Below are 20,589 nucleotides of genomic sequence, written 5' to 3' on the forward strand. Positions count from 1 at the left end.
GAGCCGCCGCTTCCCTTAATAAGATGTCCATCGATGAGGCAAAAAATAAATTTAATGTAAAATGAAATTTCATTCATTTTAGTTGACTGTGTTAACCTTTATCGGTACCATATAAAACAGTTAACACAGTTATCTATTTTATGGAGGTTTAATAAATGGAGCTTGACTCGATCAAATCCCTGATTAATGCCTATGAGGAGGTTTCGATTTATACATCCAATAAGGTACATGAAGCCGTTGAGAGCGTGCTTCGATCCCATGGCATTACGTATGAACAGATGTGCTTGCTGCGCATGATTTATCGTCATCATGGAATTAGTTCAATCCAGATTTCAGAAGCATTGGATATTAACAAAAGCGGCGTCAGTATTCGCGTCAATCGGTTAGTAGGGAAAGGCTACGTTGAAAAACAAAAGATTGATAATCGCAGTTTTGGGCTGTATATCACTGCCAATGGTCGTGCCGTCTTACAAGAAGGAGAGCGAAAGATCCACGACCTTGTCGGGAAATGGATTGAAGAAGTCGGTGAAGAAGACAGCAAGGCATTCATCCGAATTTATACGAGAATTAATGAAACGATTCGGAAACAGAAGGTGGAACAATGAAGAAAGTAATCAAGCTTCGATGGGTTTTCCTAGCCATTTGGATTGTTGGTCTGGCGGCATTGATCCTAACCCAACCGAATATGAACCAGCTCGTCCGTGATAAAGGCGGCTATGCACTTCCAAATGATTATTCAAGCAGTGTCGCCAGCAGAATTGAAAAGCAATTTAGTGGCGATCAGAACACGACATCATACATTGCGGTATTCCATTCAGATCAAGGATTATCAACGAAGCAAATGGATCGCATCAAAGAAACACTACAGAAAATAAGGGCGGATCAGAAAGACCTCCATATCAATAATGTCGTGGACAGTTTTGATCAGACCGATTTAAAGAGTCAGCTGGTCGCAAAAAACAACAAAACGCTCATGGCAGTCTTTCAAGTAGAAAACACGAACGATGTGACCGTCCATCAATTGCGCGCCAAAATGGATACGCAAATCAAAACGAACGGAGTCAAGACCTATCTTACGGGTCAAGAACTGATCAATGACGATATGAGTACCTCCGCGGAAGCGGGACTACAAAAGACTGAATGGATTACCGTTGTATTCATACTCGTTGTTCTTTTACTCGTCTTCCGTTCACTGATCGCACCATTTATTCCGCTCGTCACCGTAGGAATCAGTTACGTCGTTGCTCAGAGTGTGGTTGCGTTTCTGATCAAATATTTTGACTTTCCGGTCTCCAATTTCACACAAATTTTCATGGTTGCCATCATGTTCGGGATTGGAACGGACTACTGCATTTTACTCATGAGCCGTTTTAAAGAAGAACTTGCAAAAGGAAAGGACAAAACCCGAGCAACACAGGCAACTTTTAGAACTGCCGGTAAAACCGTACTGCACAGTGGGATTCCGGTCTTCATCGCGTTCCTGTCTCTTGTTTTTGTTCAATTTAGCCTTTACCGTAGCGCGATCGCCGTCGGTGTCGGCATTATCTTCCTGCTGTTAGCACTTTTCACCTTGCTGCCTCTGTTCATGTCCACGTTGGGCAAACAGTTATTCTGGCCGATGGTTGGTAAAATCAAAGAACCGAAGAGTCCGCTTTGGGCGGGTGCAGGCAATCTTGCGTTCACGCGTCCGCTGATTGCACTTTTAATTGTTGCTGCCTTTCTCGTTCCGCCGATTCTGACTTACAATGGTCAATTATCTTTTAACTCACCTGAAGAGCTGCCTGACCATTATGCAGCAAAGGAAGGATTCGACGTTGTCTCAAATGACTTCGGTCCGGGAAATATATCCCCAGCAACCCTCTACTTAAAAAATGATGATAACATGAAAACAACGGACTATATTGCACTCATTGAACGGATTTCAACTGAACTAAAGACGGATGCAAATGTGTCAAAGGTCATGAGTATTTCCCGTCCATTGGGAGATCGTTTAAAGGATATCTACGTTGCGAAACAGTCACAAGCACTGCACAGTGGTTTATCGGATGCCTCTGACGGCTTAGGCACCTTACAAAAAAGTCTGAACGACACAAGCAAGAAAATTGATGCCTCGCAGCCTCAGCTTGCAGCCGTACAAACCGGAGCTGACAAACTGCAAGTCGGCACAAACGATACAAAAAAAGGCGTTCAAGATCTGCAATCTGCACTGGCAAAGATTTCCGACGGAATTAAAAAGGGATCAAGCGGAACCAGTGAAATCAGGACGCATGTTCACGATGCGCAAAAGCAGCTGACACAACTGCAAACGGGTCAGCAGCAACTTCAAAATGGGTATCAAAACGTTGCTCAGAGCTTGCAGACACTCTCCGATCAGCTCGGAAAATTTTCGACCGGATCAAGCGCTCAGCCGGCCATCGATACAACACAACTAAAGAAAACCTTAGGACAAATTCAATCGGGTCTGCAGGCATACGCCGCGGCACACCCTGAAGCGATGCGGGACCCTAATTTCAGAACCATAGCTGCTGGATTGCAAAAGCTTCCGGATGAGATGAACCAGCTGCAGTCCTCGATCCAGTCTGAAGCAGCGAAACAGTCGCAAGCAGCACAAGGACAAATCAGCCAACCCAATAAGAACATCCAAGCGCTGGCAGACGGAATGAACACCCTGAACGCCCAGTCTGCCAAAGTCTCCGATGGACTTAGCGCTTTTAAGTCCGGTTTGGCACAACTCGATACAGGCCTCGCTCAACTGGAAAACGGGTTAAACCAGGCAAGCAATGGTCAAGCGCAAGTGATTGCCAGCACCCCGAAGATCACTAATGCCTTAACGCAAATTGCATCGGGTCAAGAAAAACTGAAAAATGGATTTTCTGATGTTCAAGATCAGATGAAAGACCTGTCTAGCGGATTATCCGAAGGTGCAAGCGGGACCAATAAAATTCAAAGTGGCCTTCAATCGGCAAACAAGTTAGTCGGCAGCTGGGCAAAGGTTCCTTATGATCAGTCGGGCATCTACGTACCTGAACAGATTTTTAACAATAAAGATTTTAAGACCGCCCTTGATCAATACATGAGCAGTGACGGAAAGATCACAACCCTTCAAGTGACGATGAAGGAAGATCCGTATACCAATAAAGGGATCGCTGATCTGCGCAATCTGAAAAAAGAACTTCCATCAATACTAAAAGGAACGAAGCTCGAAAATGCTCAAGTTGGGGTCAGCGGTATCGCCAGCTTTAACAGTGATTTGAAACAACTCGTAAGTTCCGACTATCAAAAAGCCGTTACCTTTGTCATTATCGGTGTCTTTATTGCGCTCGTTATCGTGCTGCGCTCGCTCAGCATGCCGATCTATTTAATGGCATCGCTTCTGCTCACTTATTTCGCGTCAATGGGCTTCACAGAGCTGATCTTCACTAAACTCTTTCATTTTTCAGGGTTGACGTGGACGACTCAATTTTTCGGCTTTATCGTCCTCGTAGCCTTGGGCATTGACTACTCAATCTTTGTCATGACACGATTTAATGAGTATGTTAATCAAGCAATAAAAGAACGCATGCTGCTCACGTTGTGGCATATGGGAAGTGTAATCTTCTCCGCTGTTTTGATCCTCAGCGGTACTTTTGCGGCAATGATGCCTTCCGGAATGCTGTCGCTCGTTGAAATTTCAACGGTGGTCATTATTGGTTTGGTGCTTTACGCAGCGATCTTGATTCCATTGTTCATCCCGGTAATGGTAAAACTGCTTGGGCGTGGCAACTGGTGGCCGTTTATGGAGCGTCCGAAAAAATCGGTACCTTCAGATGATTCACCCTCCATGTAAATGAAAGCACACAACGAAAAAACCTTGACGGCGTATAGCCGACAAGGTTTTTTCTATAGCTTCCTTTTGTTGTCCAAGCGCTTTAAAAATTAAAGCTGCCCGATGCATAATAGTAAATTAATGTTGCAACCACATCAACGGCGCAGATGATCGCGATGATGGGTACAATTTTACCGCCTTTTTTCTTCGCTTCTTCCGACTTAATCGTCTTTTTATTCATAACCGCACCCCCAAAACCATTATCTCGTTCCTTTTGTTATAATAATGATTGATCCCGATTGCGATCAGCTTTTTCAAACCACGTTGTTCCGTGCATGCATTCATACGAAAAACCTCTGTTTTTTTACTAGTTTAACATAAAATCAAACAAATAAATGACATGCAATTCTGATTCATTTCGAATCCTTTAGCCGATGGATAAAATTTCAATCTTTTTTTAAATGGAATGCAATCTTTTCTCTTGCGTCATGAGGTAAACTTAATCTATAGCTATTAAGCAATGTGAGCAGTTTGTTCGTAACAACAAGAAACAACGCTCGCCTCAGCAACATGGCAAAACACATCTTTCACGGAGGGCGAGTTCACTTGAAATTAAACACGAAACACCGCTATATGGGCGGTTTGGATGGGCTGAGGGCGATTTCGGTTCTCGCTGTCATTGCCTATCATATGAATTTGCCCTGGGCCGGCGGCGGTTTTCTCGGAGTCGGTATCTTTTTTGTTCTGTCCGGCTATCTGATTACTGATCTTTTAATTGACGAATGGGAAACATCCGAAACCATTAATCTCAAACAGTTTTGGATCAGACGTGCAAGACGACTATTGCCTGCAATGATCACTGTGGTCACAATTATATATGGCTATGTTTTTTTCTTCCAGCCAAGCTTGCTGCATGAAACGCAGATGGATGCCGTTGCCGCGCTCTTTTATTTCAGCAATTGGTGGTCGATCTTTCATCATCAATCCTATTTCGACAGTTTTATAAATCCTTCACTCTTGAAACATTTTTGGTCCTTAGCAGTTGAAGAACAATTCTATCTTATTTGGCCACTGCTCGTCCTGCTTGTCCTGCAATTGTTTAAAAGTAAAAAAGCCCTCTATTTTCTGACCCTTGTTTTAGCTGCAGGATCCTTATTGTGTATGGGACTGCTTTATCACTTCGGTACGGATCCGAGCCGTGTTTATTATGGAACCGACTCGCGGGCATTTTCACTGCTTTTCGGTGCAATTCTTGCTTGTATTTGGCCAAGCCGTCACCTAACCGGCAGCAAGGCACAGGGCATTTTTCTTGATGGAATGGGCAGTCTTGCACTTCTGTTTCTATTCTTATGCATTGGCTATGTCGACGCTTTTGAACCTTTTCTCTATAGCGGCGGTCTCGGTCTGTTTTCTATTGTGGTGGTGGTTCTGATTTCAGTACTTGCCCATCCGTCTACTCTGCTTGGCAAGTGGATCGGTGCCAGACCACTGCGTTGGATCGGTGTACGCTCTTATGGAATGTATTTATGGCATTATCCCGTCATACAACTCACAACGCCTGCAAATCAGGCAAACGAGATACATCCGCTGCGTATTGTGATACAGTTAATCTTAATTTTCCTTATTTCTGCATTGTCCTATCGTTTGATTGAACAGCCCATTCGGCGCAGAAATCATGCAAGCAGTAGCTGGCTGATCGTGCAGCACGCAGGCATCGGTCTATTCGCACTGTTTTTGATTTTTTCGGGAACATCCATTGCGGTCAGGCACGTTTCGTTCCCGGTTCATTCTGAACGGTCTGCAATTGAGCAGCACCATCCGGATGCCCGCCATAAAGAAACACATGCGGACAAAAAGAGTGAACCGGTAAATGCAAAAGAGCAGACAAGCCATCCAAAGCAGAAGCAAAAGGCAACGAAGAAAAAAACAAAAAGCAAAAGTGAAGTCAAAACACAAAGTCCGCCATCAAGCAGTGCCAGCTCATTTACCAGTGGAAAAGTCACTGCGATCGGTGATTCCGTCATGCTCGGCGCCGAGCCTTATTTAAAAAAATCGATTCCACAGCTCACGATTGATTGTAAGGTGGGCAGACAGTTCCGAGAAGGATTTACCACGCTCAATCAATTAAAACAATCCGGTGCCCTCGGTCGTTATGTGATCATTGAACTCGGAACAAACGGTCCATACGATCAAGAAGAAATGGATGAATTAATCCGCTTAATCGGCCCGAATCGCAAAATTGTTCTGATCACAATTCGCGTTCCGCGACCATGGGAACGCGTCGTAAACCAAATGATTCAGCAAACAGCTGCGAAACACAAAAATGTCACATCCGTTGACTGGCATCAGGCCAGTGCGGGTCAAGCATCTTATATCGGTAGCGACGGCGTTCACCTGTCAGTTACCGGCGCAAAGAAATATTCAGCACTAATTGTTCATGCCCTTCATCAACTGGATTAAGCGTCTATCCACTGTTTTTTGTCTCGCACAACAATGATAAAGAGAGCGTCTCCAAGTCAAATACTGATTTGTGAGACGCTTTCTTGTGATTGAGGGAGTGATCCGATAAAGAGGCTGATCTATTTTGTAAGGGTTTACATTTGTTTAGCCAGCTCCGTGATCATTCTGTTACTTGATCTGTTCCTTCAGTGCCATAGCGGTTAGTCTTTCAAACCATTCTTTATCATAGGTAGCCAAAGCCAAATCAATTAAGCTCTTCAACTCTTGGTTCGTCAATGCATCATGATTAGGAAGTACATCTTCAAAAGAAATTTCGAGCCACTTCATTCGTGGATGATTTTCGCACTGTGTGACACGCAGCTTGCACCTTTTAAAGTCAGGATAAATTGATGTCACGAAACCAATGCAATCATGCTTTCCCATATATTTTGTGTGAACCCACTGTCCCATTTCCATGGCTGATCGCCTCACTCTGTCTCAAGTTGCCTGGCCATCATCACACTTCCAAGAATGTATCTGCTCTTAGCATATGATGCAAATCCGTTTCCTGCCACAGATCCAAGCCTGTTTGACAAAAGAAATAATCATTTCTCCGCAATTCTTTTGATTGGAACATCTCTTCCCCGAAACAAACAGGCTTCATGGTATGCTATAGAAAATGAAATTCCCTTTAAAGGGAGCCAAGTCATTGGAGGCGCTTTATCATGGCATATATCCATTTATTCATCTCTGTCAGTCTGCCCATCTTGATTATTTGTACATGCGGCGCTTTATTGCAAAAAAAAACAGCCCATCGATACAAAAATGCTGGCGAATATCAGCTTATACATACTCGCACCTGCCCTAATTTTATCAGCACTTTCACAGTCGCATTTAAAGGGATCTTACGTGCTCCACATCTTTGCTTTTTCACTGATTATGACCGCTGTTCTTTGGCTGCTCGCCGTTGTTGCCGCTAAATGGATGCATTTATCCGAGGGAAGCAAACGGGCATTAACGTTAACACTCGTCTTTAGCAACGCAAACAACTACGGACTTCCGGTTCTTTTGCTTGCATTTGGCCAATCCGGATTTTCACTTGGCGCCATTTACGTCATCGGTCAGATTATTCTCGTCAATGTGCTTGGTATGTACATTGCATCCCGTGCAGAAATGAGCGGTAAAGCAGCGTTGGTTCACATCGTAAAATCGCCGCTTATCTATGCATCCTTGATTGGTTTTCTCTTTGCATTTCTGCAGCTGCCGCTACCAAGCGGAATTGATACCGCAGCTCAAATGCTCGGCGCAGCCTATCCTGTGCTCGTTCTATTGATCCTTGGAATAAAATTAGGTCATACCCGTTTGGCAGGAATTCGGCGACGCGATGTTTGGGGCGGCGTGCTGCTTCGCTTGCTGCTGGTCCCACTTATCGCTAAAGGCGTCTTATTCCTGCTGGGGATTCACGGCATGCTTGCCTCCGTTTTATTCGTTGAGGTCAGCATGCCGGCTGCCGTAAACAGCGTTATGTTAATCGAAAAATTTAATGGAGACTCTGAGCTCGCGTCTCTGATCGTAACCCTTACAACCGTTCTAAGTTTCATTTATCTTCCCTTTCTCATTCGCATTGGATGAGTTGAAAAGCAGTTGCTACCAGTTGATTCCTAAATGCCTAAAACGTAACAAAAGACGTTTGCATCAGATGAGTATGCGTTGTGGACGCGGAACGAATCATAATGATTTCTGCATGAAAGACGCCTTTCTGCTCCTTCCCCCATACACGAATGGGTACGTTGCGATGCAATCGAGAGAGATGATCTAAGGAACGATGCTTATAAACTGCTTGTTCCGGTTGATGAGAACGGGCATTTTCTTCAGTATAAATTTGCGTTGCCGCACTTAGTTGAACAGAAAGGTTAATTTTCCCCTGATTGTCGTCTGTCTGTAAAGTCAGTGTTTTTCTGCTGCTTGCAAGCAGTGTTCCTGCGTAATCCGGAATACCTAGTGAACGAATCACTGCTCGCTGTGCTTGACCCGATGAATTTGCATGGCTCATTTCTGCAAACTGAACCATGAGCGTGCAGAAAATAATTAATGAAATAACGATCAGACAATGGTTTCGATTCTGGTGATCAATTGCCAGCCAATCAGACAACAGATGCCACAGTGCAAACCCAAGAATACTTCCCAGCATGCAAAGAATTAAATCATCAACGTTTGCATTTCCAGTCGCAAAGAAGAATTGAATCGTTTCGATCAATGTTCCAATTAACAGGGTCATCCCGATAAACCGTTCGAATTCCATCGGCTTTCGTAATAGAATCGGAACAAAAAAACCTAATGGCAGTGCAGCCATAAAAATCTGAACAACACTGAATAGAGCGGAACGAAACTCCTGATCATGTTGGTCCGCTAGGTAAAACAAAGTGTTCACAAAATTCATCGGCACCAAATTATAAGCCTGAAAATTAAATTGCGGACTGGATCCATTCGTTGTTAAGTGTAAAGGTGCCACTAAATTCATTCTGCTCAATGCCCATAGATAGAGAATAAACAGGATCCATAGAAAACAGGACAGCCATTTCTGGCGATGCAGCCTTTTCGACGGGACTCCTGATTGTTCCCTTTTGTTCGTATGATCCGTTGCCTCCGGCATAGTACCCCTGCTTCCCGTGATCGATGATTCAGATTCTTTTCGGGTAAATCGCTGATTGAACCATTGAAAATTTCACATACTCAGGCTATTCCCTTTTCTGTAACAAACAGCACGTATTCGCCAAAAATCGAACCTATTCTTTATGTACCTATTAAAACATTTTAAAAGGAACATTCAGGTTACAAAATTCTTATAAGTTCCTTAAATTTATCTGCTGCTTGCACAATAAAAAGCAAAACGCGCATCGGCTTGTGACAAACGCCGATACGCGTCTTGCTGCTGAACCAATCAATCCATCTTCAAGGGGCTTTTATGCAACGTTTTTTGCTTCAATCCAGTGATTGGTCCGCAATCTTCGCTTATACTAATGCCCGTAATGCGTTTAGAGCTGCTTCGTAATCCGGATGATCGGTCATCTCTTTTACATATTGAACGTAACGAATCGTATTCTCCTGATCAATAATAAAAATTGAACGCATATCCAGTTGAAGTTCCTTAATCAACACACCATAATTCTTGCCAAATGCATGTGTCTTATAATCAGACAGTGTATCAAGGTTGTCAATTCCAGCCACGGAGCAGAAACGATCCTGCGCAAACGGCAAATCGACTGAAATGGTCAGTACAGCAACCCCATCACCAAATTTTGTCGCTTCTTCATTGAAGCGCCGTGTCTGGGCTTCACACACTTTCGTATCCAATGATGGAACAACAGAAATCAGCTTGATTTTTCCTGCATAATCGGAAAGCGACTTCTCTTCCATTAGATCCTTATTCACCGTGAAATCCGGTGCTTTATCTCCGACTTTCAATTCCGGTCCAATTAAAGTGATCGGATTTCCGCCAACCGTTGCAATTCCTTTTTTTTCTTCACTCATCATTTATCCCTCCAAAAGTTCGGTTAGTATTTAATACAAAATCCATCCGTATACGGGTATTCACAAATCAGGTTGCCAACACCTCCTTAACCGAGATAAATGAACTTCTTTGGGACAATCATTTCATTTGACCTTGCGTCACCTGTTGGGTTAACAATTTGATCGTCCGGTTCAAGTTTTGAATCTCGGCTTCAGTCATCTGGCTTGATCGAATAAGTGTCTCAGGAATGCAAACGGCTTTTTCCTTTAAGGCTGCACCCTTTTCCGTTAATCGAACCGTAACGATTCGCTCATCATCCAGCGATCGTTTCCGCTGCAACAGAGCTTTGCTCTCCATTCGTTTCAACAAAGGAGTCAATGTTCCTGAGTCAAGGTCAAGAAGCACACCAATCTGCTTCACCGAACATTCGCGATTTTCCCACAGTGCAAGCAAAACCAAGTACTGCGGGTAAGTGATTTCTAACTTTTTTAACACAGGTTGATACATACGCAGGATTGCTCGTGAGCAACTGTAGATCGAAAAGCATAAGTGGTCTTCTAGACGGAACGCAGGTTTCAATGCTCTCTACTCCTTTATATTTTGCACAATTTAAACGTACACAATTTAGTTTTCCCCGTCAAATATTTTGCTTAATTAAAGATGCGTGTCGTATAAAATCAATGGATCACGCGCACATTCATTGTTTAACAAAACAGAAAAGAAGATCTCCTAGGCTATACAGAGATCCTCTTTTTGCCGTTTCTATTATTTTAAACACTCGGACGTGCTTCCGCACAACGTCCGATCTCATCATTCACTTTAAAATCTGCTGTTTCGTTTCCGGACCCCAGCTGATTGTCAATACCGCAGTTATCGCTAAGAAAATGCCGATCACGATAAAGACCGATAGAATGCCCTGATTGGTCAGCAGCCAAGCCACGATATATGGTGTAACAATGGTGAACAGTCGGCCAACTGCTTGCGCCGTGCCGTTCCCGCGCATTCTCAGTGCCGTTGAGAAAAGTTCAGGAACATAGATTGACAGACCCACCGCCATCAGTATGTAGAGACATACCGTCATCAAAAAACCAATGGTCATTAAAGCTGCCGGTTGCGTCTGAAAAGCATAGATATAGCCTAATAGAGCGGTCATGATCAATGCACCGACAATCATCCATTTTCGCCCAAGACGATCAACCGTCATTCTTCCGATCAACGCACCAATCGGGGCACCAAGCATCATAAGTGCTGTATAACCAAGAGACTTAGAAACGGTAATCCCGCTATTCACCAGTAAAGTCGGTACCCAGGTAACAAAAGTAAATGCAGCTGTATTAATCGCAGCTAGGATCATACACCCTAACAAAGTACGTCTGATCATGCTTTTGCTAAACAATTCACCATAATGCCCCTCTTTGGTAACGATCTGATTCACTGAATCTTGTTGATCGCTGTTCCTCTGAAATTTTCCACTCTTTCTTGCCTCTTCCTCAAACTGTGCAACAATTTGTTCTGCTTTTCTATAGTTTCCCTGAGAGAAGTACCAGCGCGGGGATTCCGGAAGCCCGCGTCGAAAATACCAAACAATGATGGAGAGCACACCGGCAATCGCAAACATCCAGCGCCATCCGATCGTTGGAATAATCATAAATCCAAGAAAAGTGGCGATTGGCGCGGAACAGTTTGCAAAAACCGATAATCCGCCAACCCATTTTCCTCGAGAAGCGGCAGGCACAAATTCCCCTAACAGTGTAAAGCCTGTCACGATTTCGGCTCCAAGTCCAATCCCGCTGATCCCTCTTAAAATAATAAGCGTGGTCATGTTTGGGGCAAAGAAGCTTGCCAGAGAAGCAACACCAAAAATAAATAGATTGACTTGATAAGCAAACTGGCGTCCCCTCCAGTCTCCAATAAATCCGGTTGCTAACGACCCGATGAATAGGCCAACAAAGGTTGTCGAAATAAAGGTGGCATTCAAAGCAAGTGACGACCATCCGCTTTGGACCAATTGACCGAGAACACCTCCTGCCAGATAAACATCAAATCCGTCAAGCATCATCCCTAGCGTGATCAAGGTGAAGATGCGATACATCGTTCTCGTAACTGGAAGCTGGTTAATTCTACGCTCCAAATTAAGGATTTGTTCCTGTGTTAAACAATTCGTTTCAGCATTGATTGTGGTCCGTTTCTGGATCCCCTGTCTTCTGATTACGCCTTCTGTATCAATCATAGCGAGCACCTCATCCCTTCTGTTTCTGTTTCAATTTTTCTCTGTTTTGTTCGTAATACGTTCATTCGCCGTTGCGCTGTCTTCCCTCCCTACCCTCCTTATCTGCTAAAAAAGTGTAAAAAAAGAACCCATTCATGTTTGAATGGGTCTTGAGAACGGTTGAACATCCCACGCACTGCATGAACAGGACACATCGCCCTGTTCACATCCGTACGGTTGCTGTGTCCTACTAAAGCATGAAGTTAGGCTGAGGGCAAACGGTTAGCCCTTGCAACAATTCACTTAGTAGACTTTGCAATCGACGATTTGTGCTCATCATGAGACTTCCTTTCGCTTCGTTATTGGCGTATCGTCAGTCTACTCCTGGACTTTTGATTTTGTCAAGAGAATTTTTTGTTTTTTCGCTCAAAAGAAAATTATATCGATCATTGGCTGGCCGAAACAACGGTCACATTTTTTATAGAGAACTTTCCAAAAAAATTTGATTGAATGGTTGACAAGAAAAATAAACCATGTATTATTGGGGGCACAAACATTTTTCAGAAAACGCGATGATGAGGAATAAGTAATCAGCAAGGGTACTTGCAGAGAGCCGGAACACGGTGAAAGTCCGGCAGTACTACTGATTGCGAACTCACCTCAGAGTGCCGGTTTGAACTTTTCAGATGAGTAGATCCGGCCGAGTGTATGGTGCACTCGTTATCAAATCGACATTTTGCTTGCCAAAATGCCGCTGAGTCATTACTTGTGAAAGTAGTGAAAAGCCGGGTGGTACCGTGAAACAAGTCCTTTCATCCCTGCATCGAGTCATTATTGTGACTGGTGCGCGGTGGAAGGACTTTTTATTTTATTCAGATGCGCCGGGGGAACCGCACCACGATTCCTCCTTGCCATAAAAAGAGATACAGACCAAAAAACAGAAAAATTTTCAGAAGGGAGATTCGAAAATGGAAAAGGTTGAAATTTACGACACGACGCTCCGCGACGGAGAACAGTCACCGGGATGCAGTTTAAACGAAGAAGAAAAAGTGCAGGTGGCACAGCAATTGGAGCATCTTCACGTCGATGTTATTGAAGCGGGCTTTCCCGCTGCTTCACCAGAAGACTTCAAAGCGGTGCAAAAGATTGCAAAAATTGTCAAGAAAAGCACTGTGACCGGTCTTGCCCGCTCAATAAAAAGTGATATTGATACGGCGTGGGAAGCACTGAAAGAAACAGAAAATCCGCGTATTCATATTTTTATCGCTACATCACCGATCCACATGGCTGACAAATTAAAGAAAAGCCCTGAAGAAGTGTTAAAAATGGCTGTTGAATCTGTAAGCTATGCCCACAAATGCTTCCCGCAAATTGAGTTTTCCTGTGAGGATGCTTCGCGTAGCGATTACCCTTTTATGTCTCGGGTTATTGAAGGCGCGATTAAGGCTGGGGCCTCCGTCATCAATCTTCCGGATACGGTCGGATATTGTTCTCCTGAAGAATATTCGGGCATGTTCCGTTATGTTCAAGAGCATGTACCTGGAATTGAAAAGGTTCGTCTGTCCTGTCATTGTCATAATGATCTTGGCATGGCAGCTGCAAATACGCTCGCCTCAATTGAAACCGGCGTGAGACAAGTCGAATGCACCATAAACGGTGTTGGCGAACGTGCAGGAAATGCCGCGCTCGAAGAAATTGCCGTTGCCCTTCACGTCCGAAAAGATCACTACAAGATGATGACCCAGCTTAAAATGAACGAAATCGCCAAAACAAGCCGGATGATCAGCCGCTTCATGAACAGCCCGATTGCCGCGACAAAACCGGTGGTCGGTGCGAATGCATTCGCTCATGAAGCGGGAATCCATCAGGATGGTGTACTGAAAAACCCACAAACCTATGAGATTATCTCCCCGGCACTCATTGGTCTTGATTCTGGAAAACTAGTCCTTGGCAAGCATTCAGGACGACACGCGCTTCGAAATAAGGCTACAGAAATGGGCATTCATCTCACCGACGAACAGGTCAATCAATCCTTCCACGTGTTTAAAGCACTTGCGGATCAAAAGAAAGTGGTAACCGATCAAGACCTGCGCATTCTATTCGCACCGTTTCAACGGGCAGCCATTCGTTAAAATCCTTTTCAAAAGAGATGATGAATTGATGAAAACCATAACCGTCTTACCTGGTGACGGAATCGGTCCGGAAGTCACCGCTTCTGCCGTACGGGTATTAAAATCGATTTTTTCCACCAGCAACAGAAATGTCCAATTCATTGAGAAGAAAATTGGCGGTGCAGCAATTGACGCATACGGTACGCCGCTTCCACAAGAGACGATCGATCAATGTCATCACAGTGATGCCATTCTGCTTGGTGCGGTCGGCGGCCCGAAATGGAATCAACAGTCCATGCAGCTGCGGCCGGAGCAAGGCTTACTCGGCATCCGCAAAGCGATGGGATTGTTTGCAAACCTGCGACCAGTAGAAGCCTTTCAAGCACTGGTCGATGCCTCACCACTGAAGCAGTCGTTTGTTGAACAAGTTGATTTTGTTATTGTTCGTGAACTTACCGGCGGCTTATATTTCGGACGCCCAAGTGAACGGCTTGGACCAAACCAAGACCGCGTTGTCGACACATTAGCCTACAGCAGACAAGAAATTCAACGCGTCGTTGAAAAAGCATTCCAGTTGGCACTGAAACGTCGCAGGAAGATCACGTCAATTGATAAAGCGAACGTGCTTGAATCAAGCCGGATGTGGCGTGAAGTTGTTAATGAAACCGCCAAACGCTATCCGGAAGTTGCAGTTACCCATCAGCTCGTCGATTCTGCGGCAATGCAACTGATTACCAACCCTTCACAATTTGATGTGCTGGTCACCGAGAATATGTTTGGCGACATACTCAGCGACGAGGCTTCTGTCCTTACCGGTTCACTTGGAATGATGCCATCTGCAAGTTTGAGAGCGGATAAAGTCGGTTTATATGAGCCGGCCCACGGATCGGCACCAGACATCGCCGGGCAAGGAAAAGCAAATCCGCTGGCAACCATTTTGTCGGCTGCTCTGCTCTTACGGTACTCCCTGGATATGGATACAGAAGCTGCGCAAATTGAAACAGCCGTTCGTCAGATTCTCAATCAAGGGATCCATACGAGTGACCTGCATGTCGCAAACCATGAAGATCAAATCGTCAGCACCTCAGAAATGACCGATCACGTGATTCATGCCATTAATGCGAACAGAACGTGATCCAACAGTAATCATAAAGAGGAGGAAAACGAATGAAGCCGCGTACGATTATTGAGAAAATATGGGATCAGCATCTGATCCATGAAGAACCGGGAAAACCAGATCTTCTCTACATCGATCTCCATCTGGTTCATGAAGTTACATCCCCGCAAGCCTTTGAGGGACTGCGCATCAATCATCGGCCCGTTCGCCGTCCGGATCGAACATTCGCAACGGTTGACCATAATGTGCCGACATCGGAAAACCGTGAAACAAAGGACGCAATCTCTAAACTTCAAATTGAAACGCTGCAAAAGAATTGCCAAGCGTTTGATATTGAATTGGCCGATATCTATAGTCCGCATCAAGGCATTGTGCATGTGATCGGACCTGAACTCGGCTTGACACAGCCGGGCAAAACAATGGTTTGTGGGGACAGCCACACCTCAACCCACGGTGCTTTCGGAGCGATCGCGTTTGGCATTGGCACAAGTGAAGTAGAACATGTGCTGGCAACGCAGACACTTTGGCAAAAACGTCCAAAAGCGATGCAGATTAAAGTTAATGGAAACCTTGGTATCGGCGTCGGAGCTAAGGATTTAATCCTTGCCATTATTGCCAAGTACGGCATTTCGATTGGCACCGGCCATATCGTTGAATATACCGGTGAAGCGATTCACAACTTGTCAATGGAGGAACGAATGACCGTTTGCAACATGTCGATTGAAGCGGGTGCAAAAGCAGGTCTGATCAGTCCCGACCAGACAACAGTCGACTACCTGCGCGGACGTCGTTTCGCGCCAAAAGGCGCAGCGTTCGATCACGCAGCGCAAAAATGGCTAGCATTAGCCAGTGATGATGGTGCCCACTACGATCGCACGCTCGAAATCGATGCTTCTGAAATTCAGCCTCAGGTTACATGGGGAACGAACCCGTCAATGGGCGCATCGATCAATGATTTGGTCCCCGATCCTGAATCTTTTGATGATGAAGAAAAGAGGCAAGCAGCACAAAAGGCAATTGCTTATATGGACTTAAAGCCGGGCACTCCGATCCATGCCATTCCAATTGATGTCGTCTTCATCGGTTCCTGTACCAATAGTCGAATTGGCGATCTAAGGCAAGCCGCTGAAGTGGCACAGGGAAACCATGTTCATGAAGGCGTACGTGCGCTCATCGTTCCCGGATCATACCAAACCAAGAAACAGGCAGAGGCTGAAGGATTGGATCAAATTTTTAAAGAAGCCGGTTTCGAATGGCGGGAACCTGGATGTAGTATGTGTCTTGCAATGAATGACGATATTGTTCCAGCCGGAAAACGCTGTGCGTCAACCTCGAATCGAAACTTTGAAGGACGTCAAGGTACCGGATCAAGAACGCATCTGGTCAGTCCGGCAATGGCTGCTGCCGCTGCGATCCAAGGACATTTTGCCGATATCCGCGAATTCACTGCGATCCACTAATTTATCAAAAAGGGGAGGATTAACGATGCATCCATTTAAAACGTTTGAAGGCCGCGTTTGTCCGCTCGATCGAACAAACGTTGATACCGATCAAATCATTCCGAAACAATTTCTGAAACGGGTGGGACGTAAAGGCTTTGGTTCCTGCCTCTTCTATAACTGGCGATTCGATGAGCATGGGAATAAAAAAGCGGACTTTGTTTTAAACAAACCTGAATATGCTCAATCATCGATTCTAGTCGCTCGAGACAATTTCGGTTGCGGTTCCTCACGTGAGCATGCGCCGTGGGCACTGCAGGATTACGGGTTTCGTGCCATCATTGCACCGAGCTTTGCCGACATCTTCTATAATAACTGTCAAAAAAACGGCATTTTAGCCATTCGACTCGATCCAACCCGTGTGGACGAACTGATCCGGCGCGGAGCAACTGAGGTATTTGCACTCACTGTAGATCTTGAACAGCAAAAGCTGTCCGCAGCGAATTTTGACGAACATTTTGAGATTGATCCTTATCAAAAAGAAGTATTGCTCAAAGGATTGGACGAAATCGCAATGACTTTAACCTATGAAGATGAAATTGCGACTTATGAAAAGCAGCATGAAACCGTAGTTCACTAATTACCAAGTGCTTGAAAGCCTCCTGGATAACCAGGAGGCTTTTTCATAATCTCTACCCTTTACAAAGCTTTGTTAAAAAACAGTTGACGGCAGCCGCAGGATCTTTCGCTTTTGAAATTGCTGAAATGACGGCGACACCACTTGCGCCCGCAGAACAAATGTCCGGTACATCATCGGGCGTGACACCACCAATGGCGACCATCGGTAACGGGTATTTTTCATCCGATAACTTGCGAATGACCGAATCACCGATCGGTGCCTCTGCATCGTTTTTGGACTGTGTTGGCTTATACGGACCGACACCGATATAATCTGCGCCATCGCGCAACGCCTTTTCTGCTTCTTCAGTGGAGTGCGCCGATACGCCAAGCCACATCGTGTTGCCGATTTTTTGTCGCACTCGCCTTGCCTGTTCATCTTTTTGGCCGACATGGATACCATCCGCCTTAAGCAGGAGCGCAAGGGCTGGATCATCATCAACAAAAAAAGGGACATGATAGTCTCGGCATAATTGCCTTGCGGCGTAAGCGAAGTCGACCCTCTCATTACCGGTTAAGGACTGTTCTCCTTTTTCTCGCCATTGAAAACAGGTAATGCCTGCCTGCAGTGCGATTCTGATTGTTTCCAATGGCGCGTGGCTGCCTGCATCCGGGGATCCCATTACAAAATATAAGGACAGTACGTCGTGCAAGTCTCGATTACTGATCATGAGCGGCATCGCCCCTAAGTGTCCAATGACTTACCGGGCCATGTCCGTGGCCAATTTCTGGTGCACAAGCGATGGCTCGGGTCAATAAATGTTTTGCTGTTTGTACGCTTTTCTCTAATGGACTGCCTTTTGCAAGCTCCGCAGTAATTAATGAAGAAAGGGTACAGCCGGTTCCATGGGTGTGCGGCGTTGGATACCGATTTGCGGTGAACCATGTTATTCGATCTTTTGTTGCGAGACAATCGCGGGCTTTATCGGGATGATTCCTATCATGCCCGCCTTTTAGCAGAACGGCTCTAGCTCCGCGCATCATGATTTTCTTTGCGGCTTTTTCTCGATCTTCATCTGAACGAATGGTCATTTCCGCTAGGACTTCCGCTTCCGGTGTATTGGGCGTAATTAGGTCGGCAAGCGGCAGCAAGTTACGGATGATTGACTCAATCGCTTCGGGAGCGACCAAATGCGCGCCGCCTTTCGCTACCATAACCGGGTCGACAACCAAAGGGCACCACACAAATCGGCGAATCCCATCAGCCACGGTTTCAACCCGTTCCGCATCAACCAGCATACCGGTTTTCAAAGCGGAAACGGTGAAGTCATCGGCGATTGACCGCATTTGCGCCTCAATCGCTTCGATGGATAACGGATAGACGCCTTGAACTCCTTTTGTATTTTGAGCGGTCACCGCCACCACGACCGACATGCCAAACACATCCCGTTCCTCAAACGTCTTTAAGTCCGCTTGAATCCCGGCACCGCCGCCGCTGTCGGTTCCTGCAATGGTCAAAACTTGCGGTCTCATAAATCGGTCACATCCTCAACGGCGGCATAGCGTTGTATTTTTTCTTCATTCATTAAATATAATTCGTCCATCAAGTGTTGACGAAAAGAACCGGGCCCTGCGCATTTTTCACCAGCAAGCTGTCCGGCAAGCGCATAGATCGTCGAAGCAGCAACGGAGGCTTCGAGCGCATTTGACGTAACAGCAACATAGGCTGCCTGAATCACGCCATTCAGACAGCCGGAGCCGGTCATATATGGAAACAGCGGATGGCCGTTTTTCACACGGTAGGTTCGTCTTCCGTCAGTAATTGTATCGACAGCACCTGAAACAGCAACAACGGTGTTCCAGCTCAATGCCACGCGATTCGCCATGTCCGTGACATCCCCATTCCCATCGCCCGCATCCACTCCTTTTGCAGCCCACTTTTCACCGGCAAGCGCAGCAATCTCTCCGGCATTTCCTCGGATAATTGCAACCTTCACTTTCTCAAGCAGTTTCTGAACCGTTTGCAGTCGAAAATCCGTGGCACCTGCACCCACCGGATCAAGAACAACCGGTACACCTGCTTTATTTGCTGCCCGGCCGGACAATCGCATGCTTTCAATTGAATAGGGCGTTAGATTGCCAATATTAAGCTCAAGCGCCCCGCTTATTGCCGCTATTTCTGCCACCTCTTCGTGAGCTTCGGCCATGATTGGCGACGCACCAACTGCAAGTGCTCCATTTGCCGAATCGTTAATGGCGACACGGTTGGTAATAACGTGCAACAATGGTTTTTGCTTACGCACTTCATCCATCAATTCAATGAACCGTTGATTTTTGACCATAAGCGTTTTCTCCTTTTCCGTATGTCGGCCAGTCTTTAAGATTGGCAGCCATTTCCCAAAAGTGATATTCATAATCGCTGCTTTGCATGAAGATATGGATCATTTCGCGACGTTCTTCATCAGATGCTGATCTGCTTGTCTCATCCCACAGCGCACGCTCAATTTCCATATTTTTCTCGATCCCTTCACCGCTGTACTCGGTAATCCACTCGCGGTAAATCGGTTCTTTTGGTCGTGCATCTTTTAATTGCAAGCCAATTTCATAGTAGAGCCATGGGCACGGCATTAACGCAGCCAAACTATGCCCCAAACTTCCTTTACTCACAACATGGTAAAGATGGCTGATATAGCCATAAGCAACTGGAGCCGGACGAAAAGTCTTCCATTCCTGTTCACTGATTTCAAGCGTTTGGAATAGCTTTTGATGCAGCTGCAATTCTCCTTCAGCAAGTCCAAGACCAATTTTTAAAAGCGTAGCCACAACATCTGCGTCATCGCTTTGCGCGGCAGCCATACCATGCAGTTTAGCAAATTCGCGTACATAGTAAGCATCTTGCTTGATGTAGAAACGGAACTGTTCCAAAGGAAGGGTTCCATTCTTAATTCCCTGCACCAACGGATGTCTGAAACTCTGTTGCCACAGCGCATCGCATTGTTTCCGTGCCACCAGTGAAATACTCTCCATTTAATCACCCCTATTTCTTTTTTGACAAAATGAAAACCGCTTTCAGTTATGAAAGCGGTTGATCACTCAAGGTGAAAAGCTGGAATTTGATCAGCCACTTCCCTACGCCGGTATCACCCGGATCAGGTTCAAAGGGTCTTGACGGAGTCAATCTCAGCTTCTCGCTCCCCTAGTGGATCGTTTATTCATTTGTTTTCATTTTAACATAAGCGCTTACATCACTCAATAAGAAAAACCGGGCAAAATACGCCCGGTCCTTTTTTGTTTAGAGATAATCTTTAATTCTGTATTCCTGGCCGTGAACCCCTTTGTA

At 45.4% G+C, this 20,589-nt stretch carries 18 protein-coding genes and 1 riboswitch; of the genes, 8 read left to right on the forward strand and 10 right to left on the reverse strand.

Features of this window, described 5'->3' with window-relative positions:
• The first annotated feature begins 155 nt into the window (after nt 1-155).
• Nucleotides 156-605, forward strand: a complete 450-nt coding sequence (locus AA84_RS0106210; protein WP_028976488.1) for a MarR family winged helix-turn-helix transcriptional regulator — start codon at nt 156-158, stop codon at nt 603-605.
• Nucleotides 602-3,826, forward strand: coding sequence for an MMPL family transporter (locus tag AA84_RS17265; protein WP_037563100.1), 3,225 nt, complete (start codon nt 602-604; stop codon nt 3,824-3,826). Before AA84_RS0106210 ends, AA84_RS17265 begins: the two co-directional genes overlap by 4 nt.
• Before the next feature lie 82 nt (nt 3,827-3,908).
• Here AA84_RS17265 and AA84_RS18950 read toward each other — a convergent pair whose 3' ends face one another.
• Complete coding sequence (locus tag AA84_RS18950; protein ID WP_160168704.1) at nt 3,909-4,046, reverse strand: hypothetical protein; 138 nt, start codon at nt 4,044-4,046, stop codon at nt 3,909-3,911.
• A gap of 365 nt (nt 4,047-4,411) precedes the next feature.
• Here AA84_RS18950 and AA84_RS0106230 point away from each other — a divergent pair, with 365 nt between their 5' ends.
• Entirely contained in the window at nt 4,412-6,265 is a 1,854-nt protein-coding gene (locus AA84_RS0106230; RefSeq protein WP_028976489.1) for an acyltransferase family protein, read from the forward strand.
• Nucleotides 6,266-6,433: 168 nt separating this feature from the next.
• Here the strand turns inward: AA84_RS0106230 and AA84_RS19345 are convergent, their stop codons facing one another.
• A complete protein-coding gene (locus tag AA84_RS19345; protein ID WP_223362563.1) occupies nt 6,434-6,592 on the reverse strand; it encodes an IDEAL domain-containing protein in 159 nt (52 codons plus the stop codon).
• A gap of 477 nt (nt 6,593-7,069) precedes the next feature.
• Here AA84_RS19345 and AA84_RS17270 point away from each other — a divergent pair, with 477 nt between their 5' ends.
• Nucleotides 7,070-7,876, forward strand: coding sequence for an AEC family transporter (locus AA84_RS17270; RefSeq protein WP_236628062.1), 807 nt, complete (start codon nt 7,070-7,072; stop codon nt 7,874-7,876).
• A gap of 37 nt (nt 7,877-7,913) precedes the next feature.
• Here the strand turns inward: AA84_RS17270 and AA84_RS18330 are convergent, their stop codons facing one another.
• The 4 genes from AA84_RS18330 to AA84_RS0106260 form a co-directional block, all read right to left on the reverse strand.
• Nucleotides 7,914-8,897: a VanZ family protein gene (locus AA84_RS18330; protein WP_051577836.1), complete on the reverse strand. Its 984-nt coding sequence runs from the start codon at nt 8,895-8,897 to the stop codon at nt 7,914-7,916.
• A gap of 359 nt (nt 8,898-9,256) precedes the next feature.
• Nucleotides 9,257-9,775 carry a thiol peroxidase gene (gene tpx, locus AA84_RS0106250; protein ID WP_028976491.1) on the reverse strand — a complete coding sequence of 173 codons (519 nt, stop codon included), beginning with the start codon at nt 9,773-9,775 and terminating at the stop codon, nt 9,257-9,259.
• 118 nt (nt 9,776-9,893) lie between these two features.
• Entirely contained in the window at nt 9,894-10,334 is a 441-nt protein-coding gene (locus tag AA84_RS0106255) for a MarR family winged helix-turn-helix transcriptional regulator (RefSeq protein ID WP_028976492.1), read from the reverse strand.
• A 235-nt stretch (nt 10,335-10,569) separates the two neighbouring features.
• Nucleotides 10,570-11,985 (reverse strand): MFS transporter, encoded by a 1,416-nt coding sequence (locus tag AA84_RS0106260; RefSeq protein WP_201770043.1) that lies wholly within the window; start codon nt 11,983-11,985, stop codon nt 10,570-10,572.
• A gap of 947 nt (nt 11,986-12,932) precedes the next feature.
• On the opposite strand from AA84_RS0106260, the gene AA84_RS17280 reads away from it, so the two are divergent.
• Genes AA84_RS17280 through leuD form a run of 4 tightly spaced genes read left to right on the forward strand, consistent with a single transcriptional unit; the run spans nt 12,933 to nt 17,271 of the window.
• Nucleotides 12,933-14,096, forward strand: a complete 1,164-nt coding sequence (locus AA84_RS17280) for a 2-isopropylmalate synthase (RefSeq protein ID WP_051577837.1) — start codon at nt 12,933-12,935, stop codon at nt 14,094-14,096.
• Between the two features lie 25 nt (nt 14,097-14,121).
• On the forward strand, nt 14,122-15,210 hold the full coding sequence (gene leuB, locus AA84_RS0106275; RefSeq protein WP_028976494.1) for a 3-isopropylmalate dehydrogenase: 1,089 nt from the start codon (nt 14,122-14,124) through the stop codon (nt 15,208-15,210).
• A 32-nt stretch (nt 15,211-15,242) separates the two neighbouring features.
• Nucleotides 15,243-16,652 (forward strand): 3-isopropylmalate dehydratase large subunit, encoded by a 1,410-nt coding sequence (gene leuC / locus AA84_RS0106280; RefSeq protein ID WP_028976495.1) that lies wholly within the window; start codon nt 15,243-15,245, stop codon nt 16,650-16,652.
• Between the two features lie 25 nt (nt 16,653-16,677).
• The gene (gene leuD, locus AA84_RS0106285) at nt 16,678-17,271 is read left to right on the forward strand and encodes a 3-isopropylmalate dehydratase small subunit (protein WP_028976496.1); all 594 of its coding nucleotides are present in this window, start codon (nt 16,678-16,680) and stop codon (nt 17,269-17,271) included.
• A gap of 52 nt (nt 17,272-17,323) precedes the next feature.
• Here the strand turns inward: leuD and thiE are convergent, their stop codons facing one another.
• Genes thiE through tenA form a run of 4 tightly spaced genes read right to left on the reverse strand, consistent with a single transcriptional unit; the run spans nt 17,324 to nt 20,276 of the window.
• Nucleotides 17,324-17,980 carry a thiamine phosphate synthase gene (gene thiE / locus AA84_RS0106290; protein ID WP_028976497.1) on the reverse strand — a complete coding sequence of 219 codons (657 nt, stop codon included), beginning with the start codon at nt 17,978-17,980 and terminating at the stop codon, nt 17,324-17,326.
• The gene (thiD, locus tag AA84_RS0106295; RefSeq protein ID WP_028976498.1) at nt 17,970-18,782 is read right to left on the reverse strand and encodes a bifunctional hydroxymethylpyrimidine kinase/phosphomethylpyrimidine kinase; all 813 of its coding nucleotides are present in this window, start codon (nt 18,780-18,782) and stop codon (nt 17,970-17,972) included. The genes thiE and thiD overlap by 11 nt, the downstream gene beginning before the upstream one ends.
• Nucleotides 18,779-19,591, reverse strand: a complete 813-nt coding sequence (gene thiM / locus AA84_RS0106300) for a hydroxyethylthiazole kinase (RefSeq protein ID WP_028976499.1) — start codon at nt 19,589-19,591, stop codon at nt 18,779-18,781. The genes thiD and thiM overlap by 4 nt, the downstream gene beginning before the upstream one ends.
• Nucleotides 19,566-20,276: a thiaminase II gene (gene tenA / locus AA84_RS0106305; protein WP_028976500.1), complete on the reverse strand. Its 711-nt coding sequence runs from the start codon at nt 20,274-20,276 to the stop codon at nt 19,566-19,568. Before tenA ends, thiM begins: the two co-directional genes overlap by 26 nt.
• An 82-nt stretch (nt 20,277-20,358) precedes the next feature.
• A riboswitch (TPP riboswitch) is annotated at nt 20,359-20,457 on the reverse strand.
• Nucleotides 20,458-20,589: the final 132 nt, after the last annotated feature.

This window comes from Sporolactobacillus terrae DSM 11697 (genome assembly GCF_000648615.1).
Classification (GTDB): domain Bacteria; phylum Bacillota; class Bacilli; order Bacillales; family Sporolactobacillaceae; genus Sporolactobacillus; species Sporolactobacillus terrae.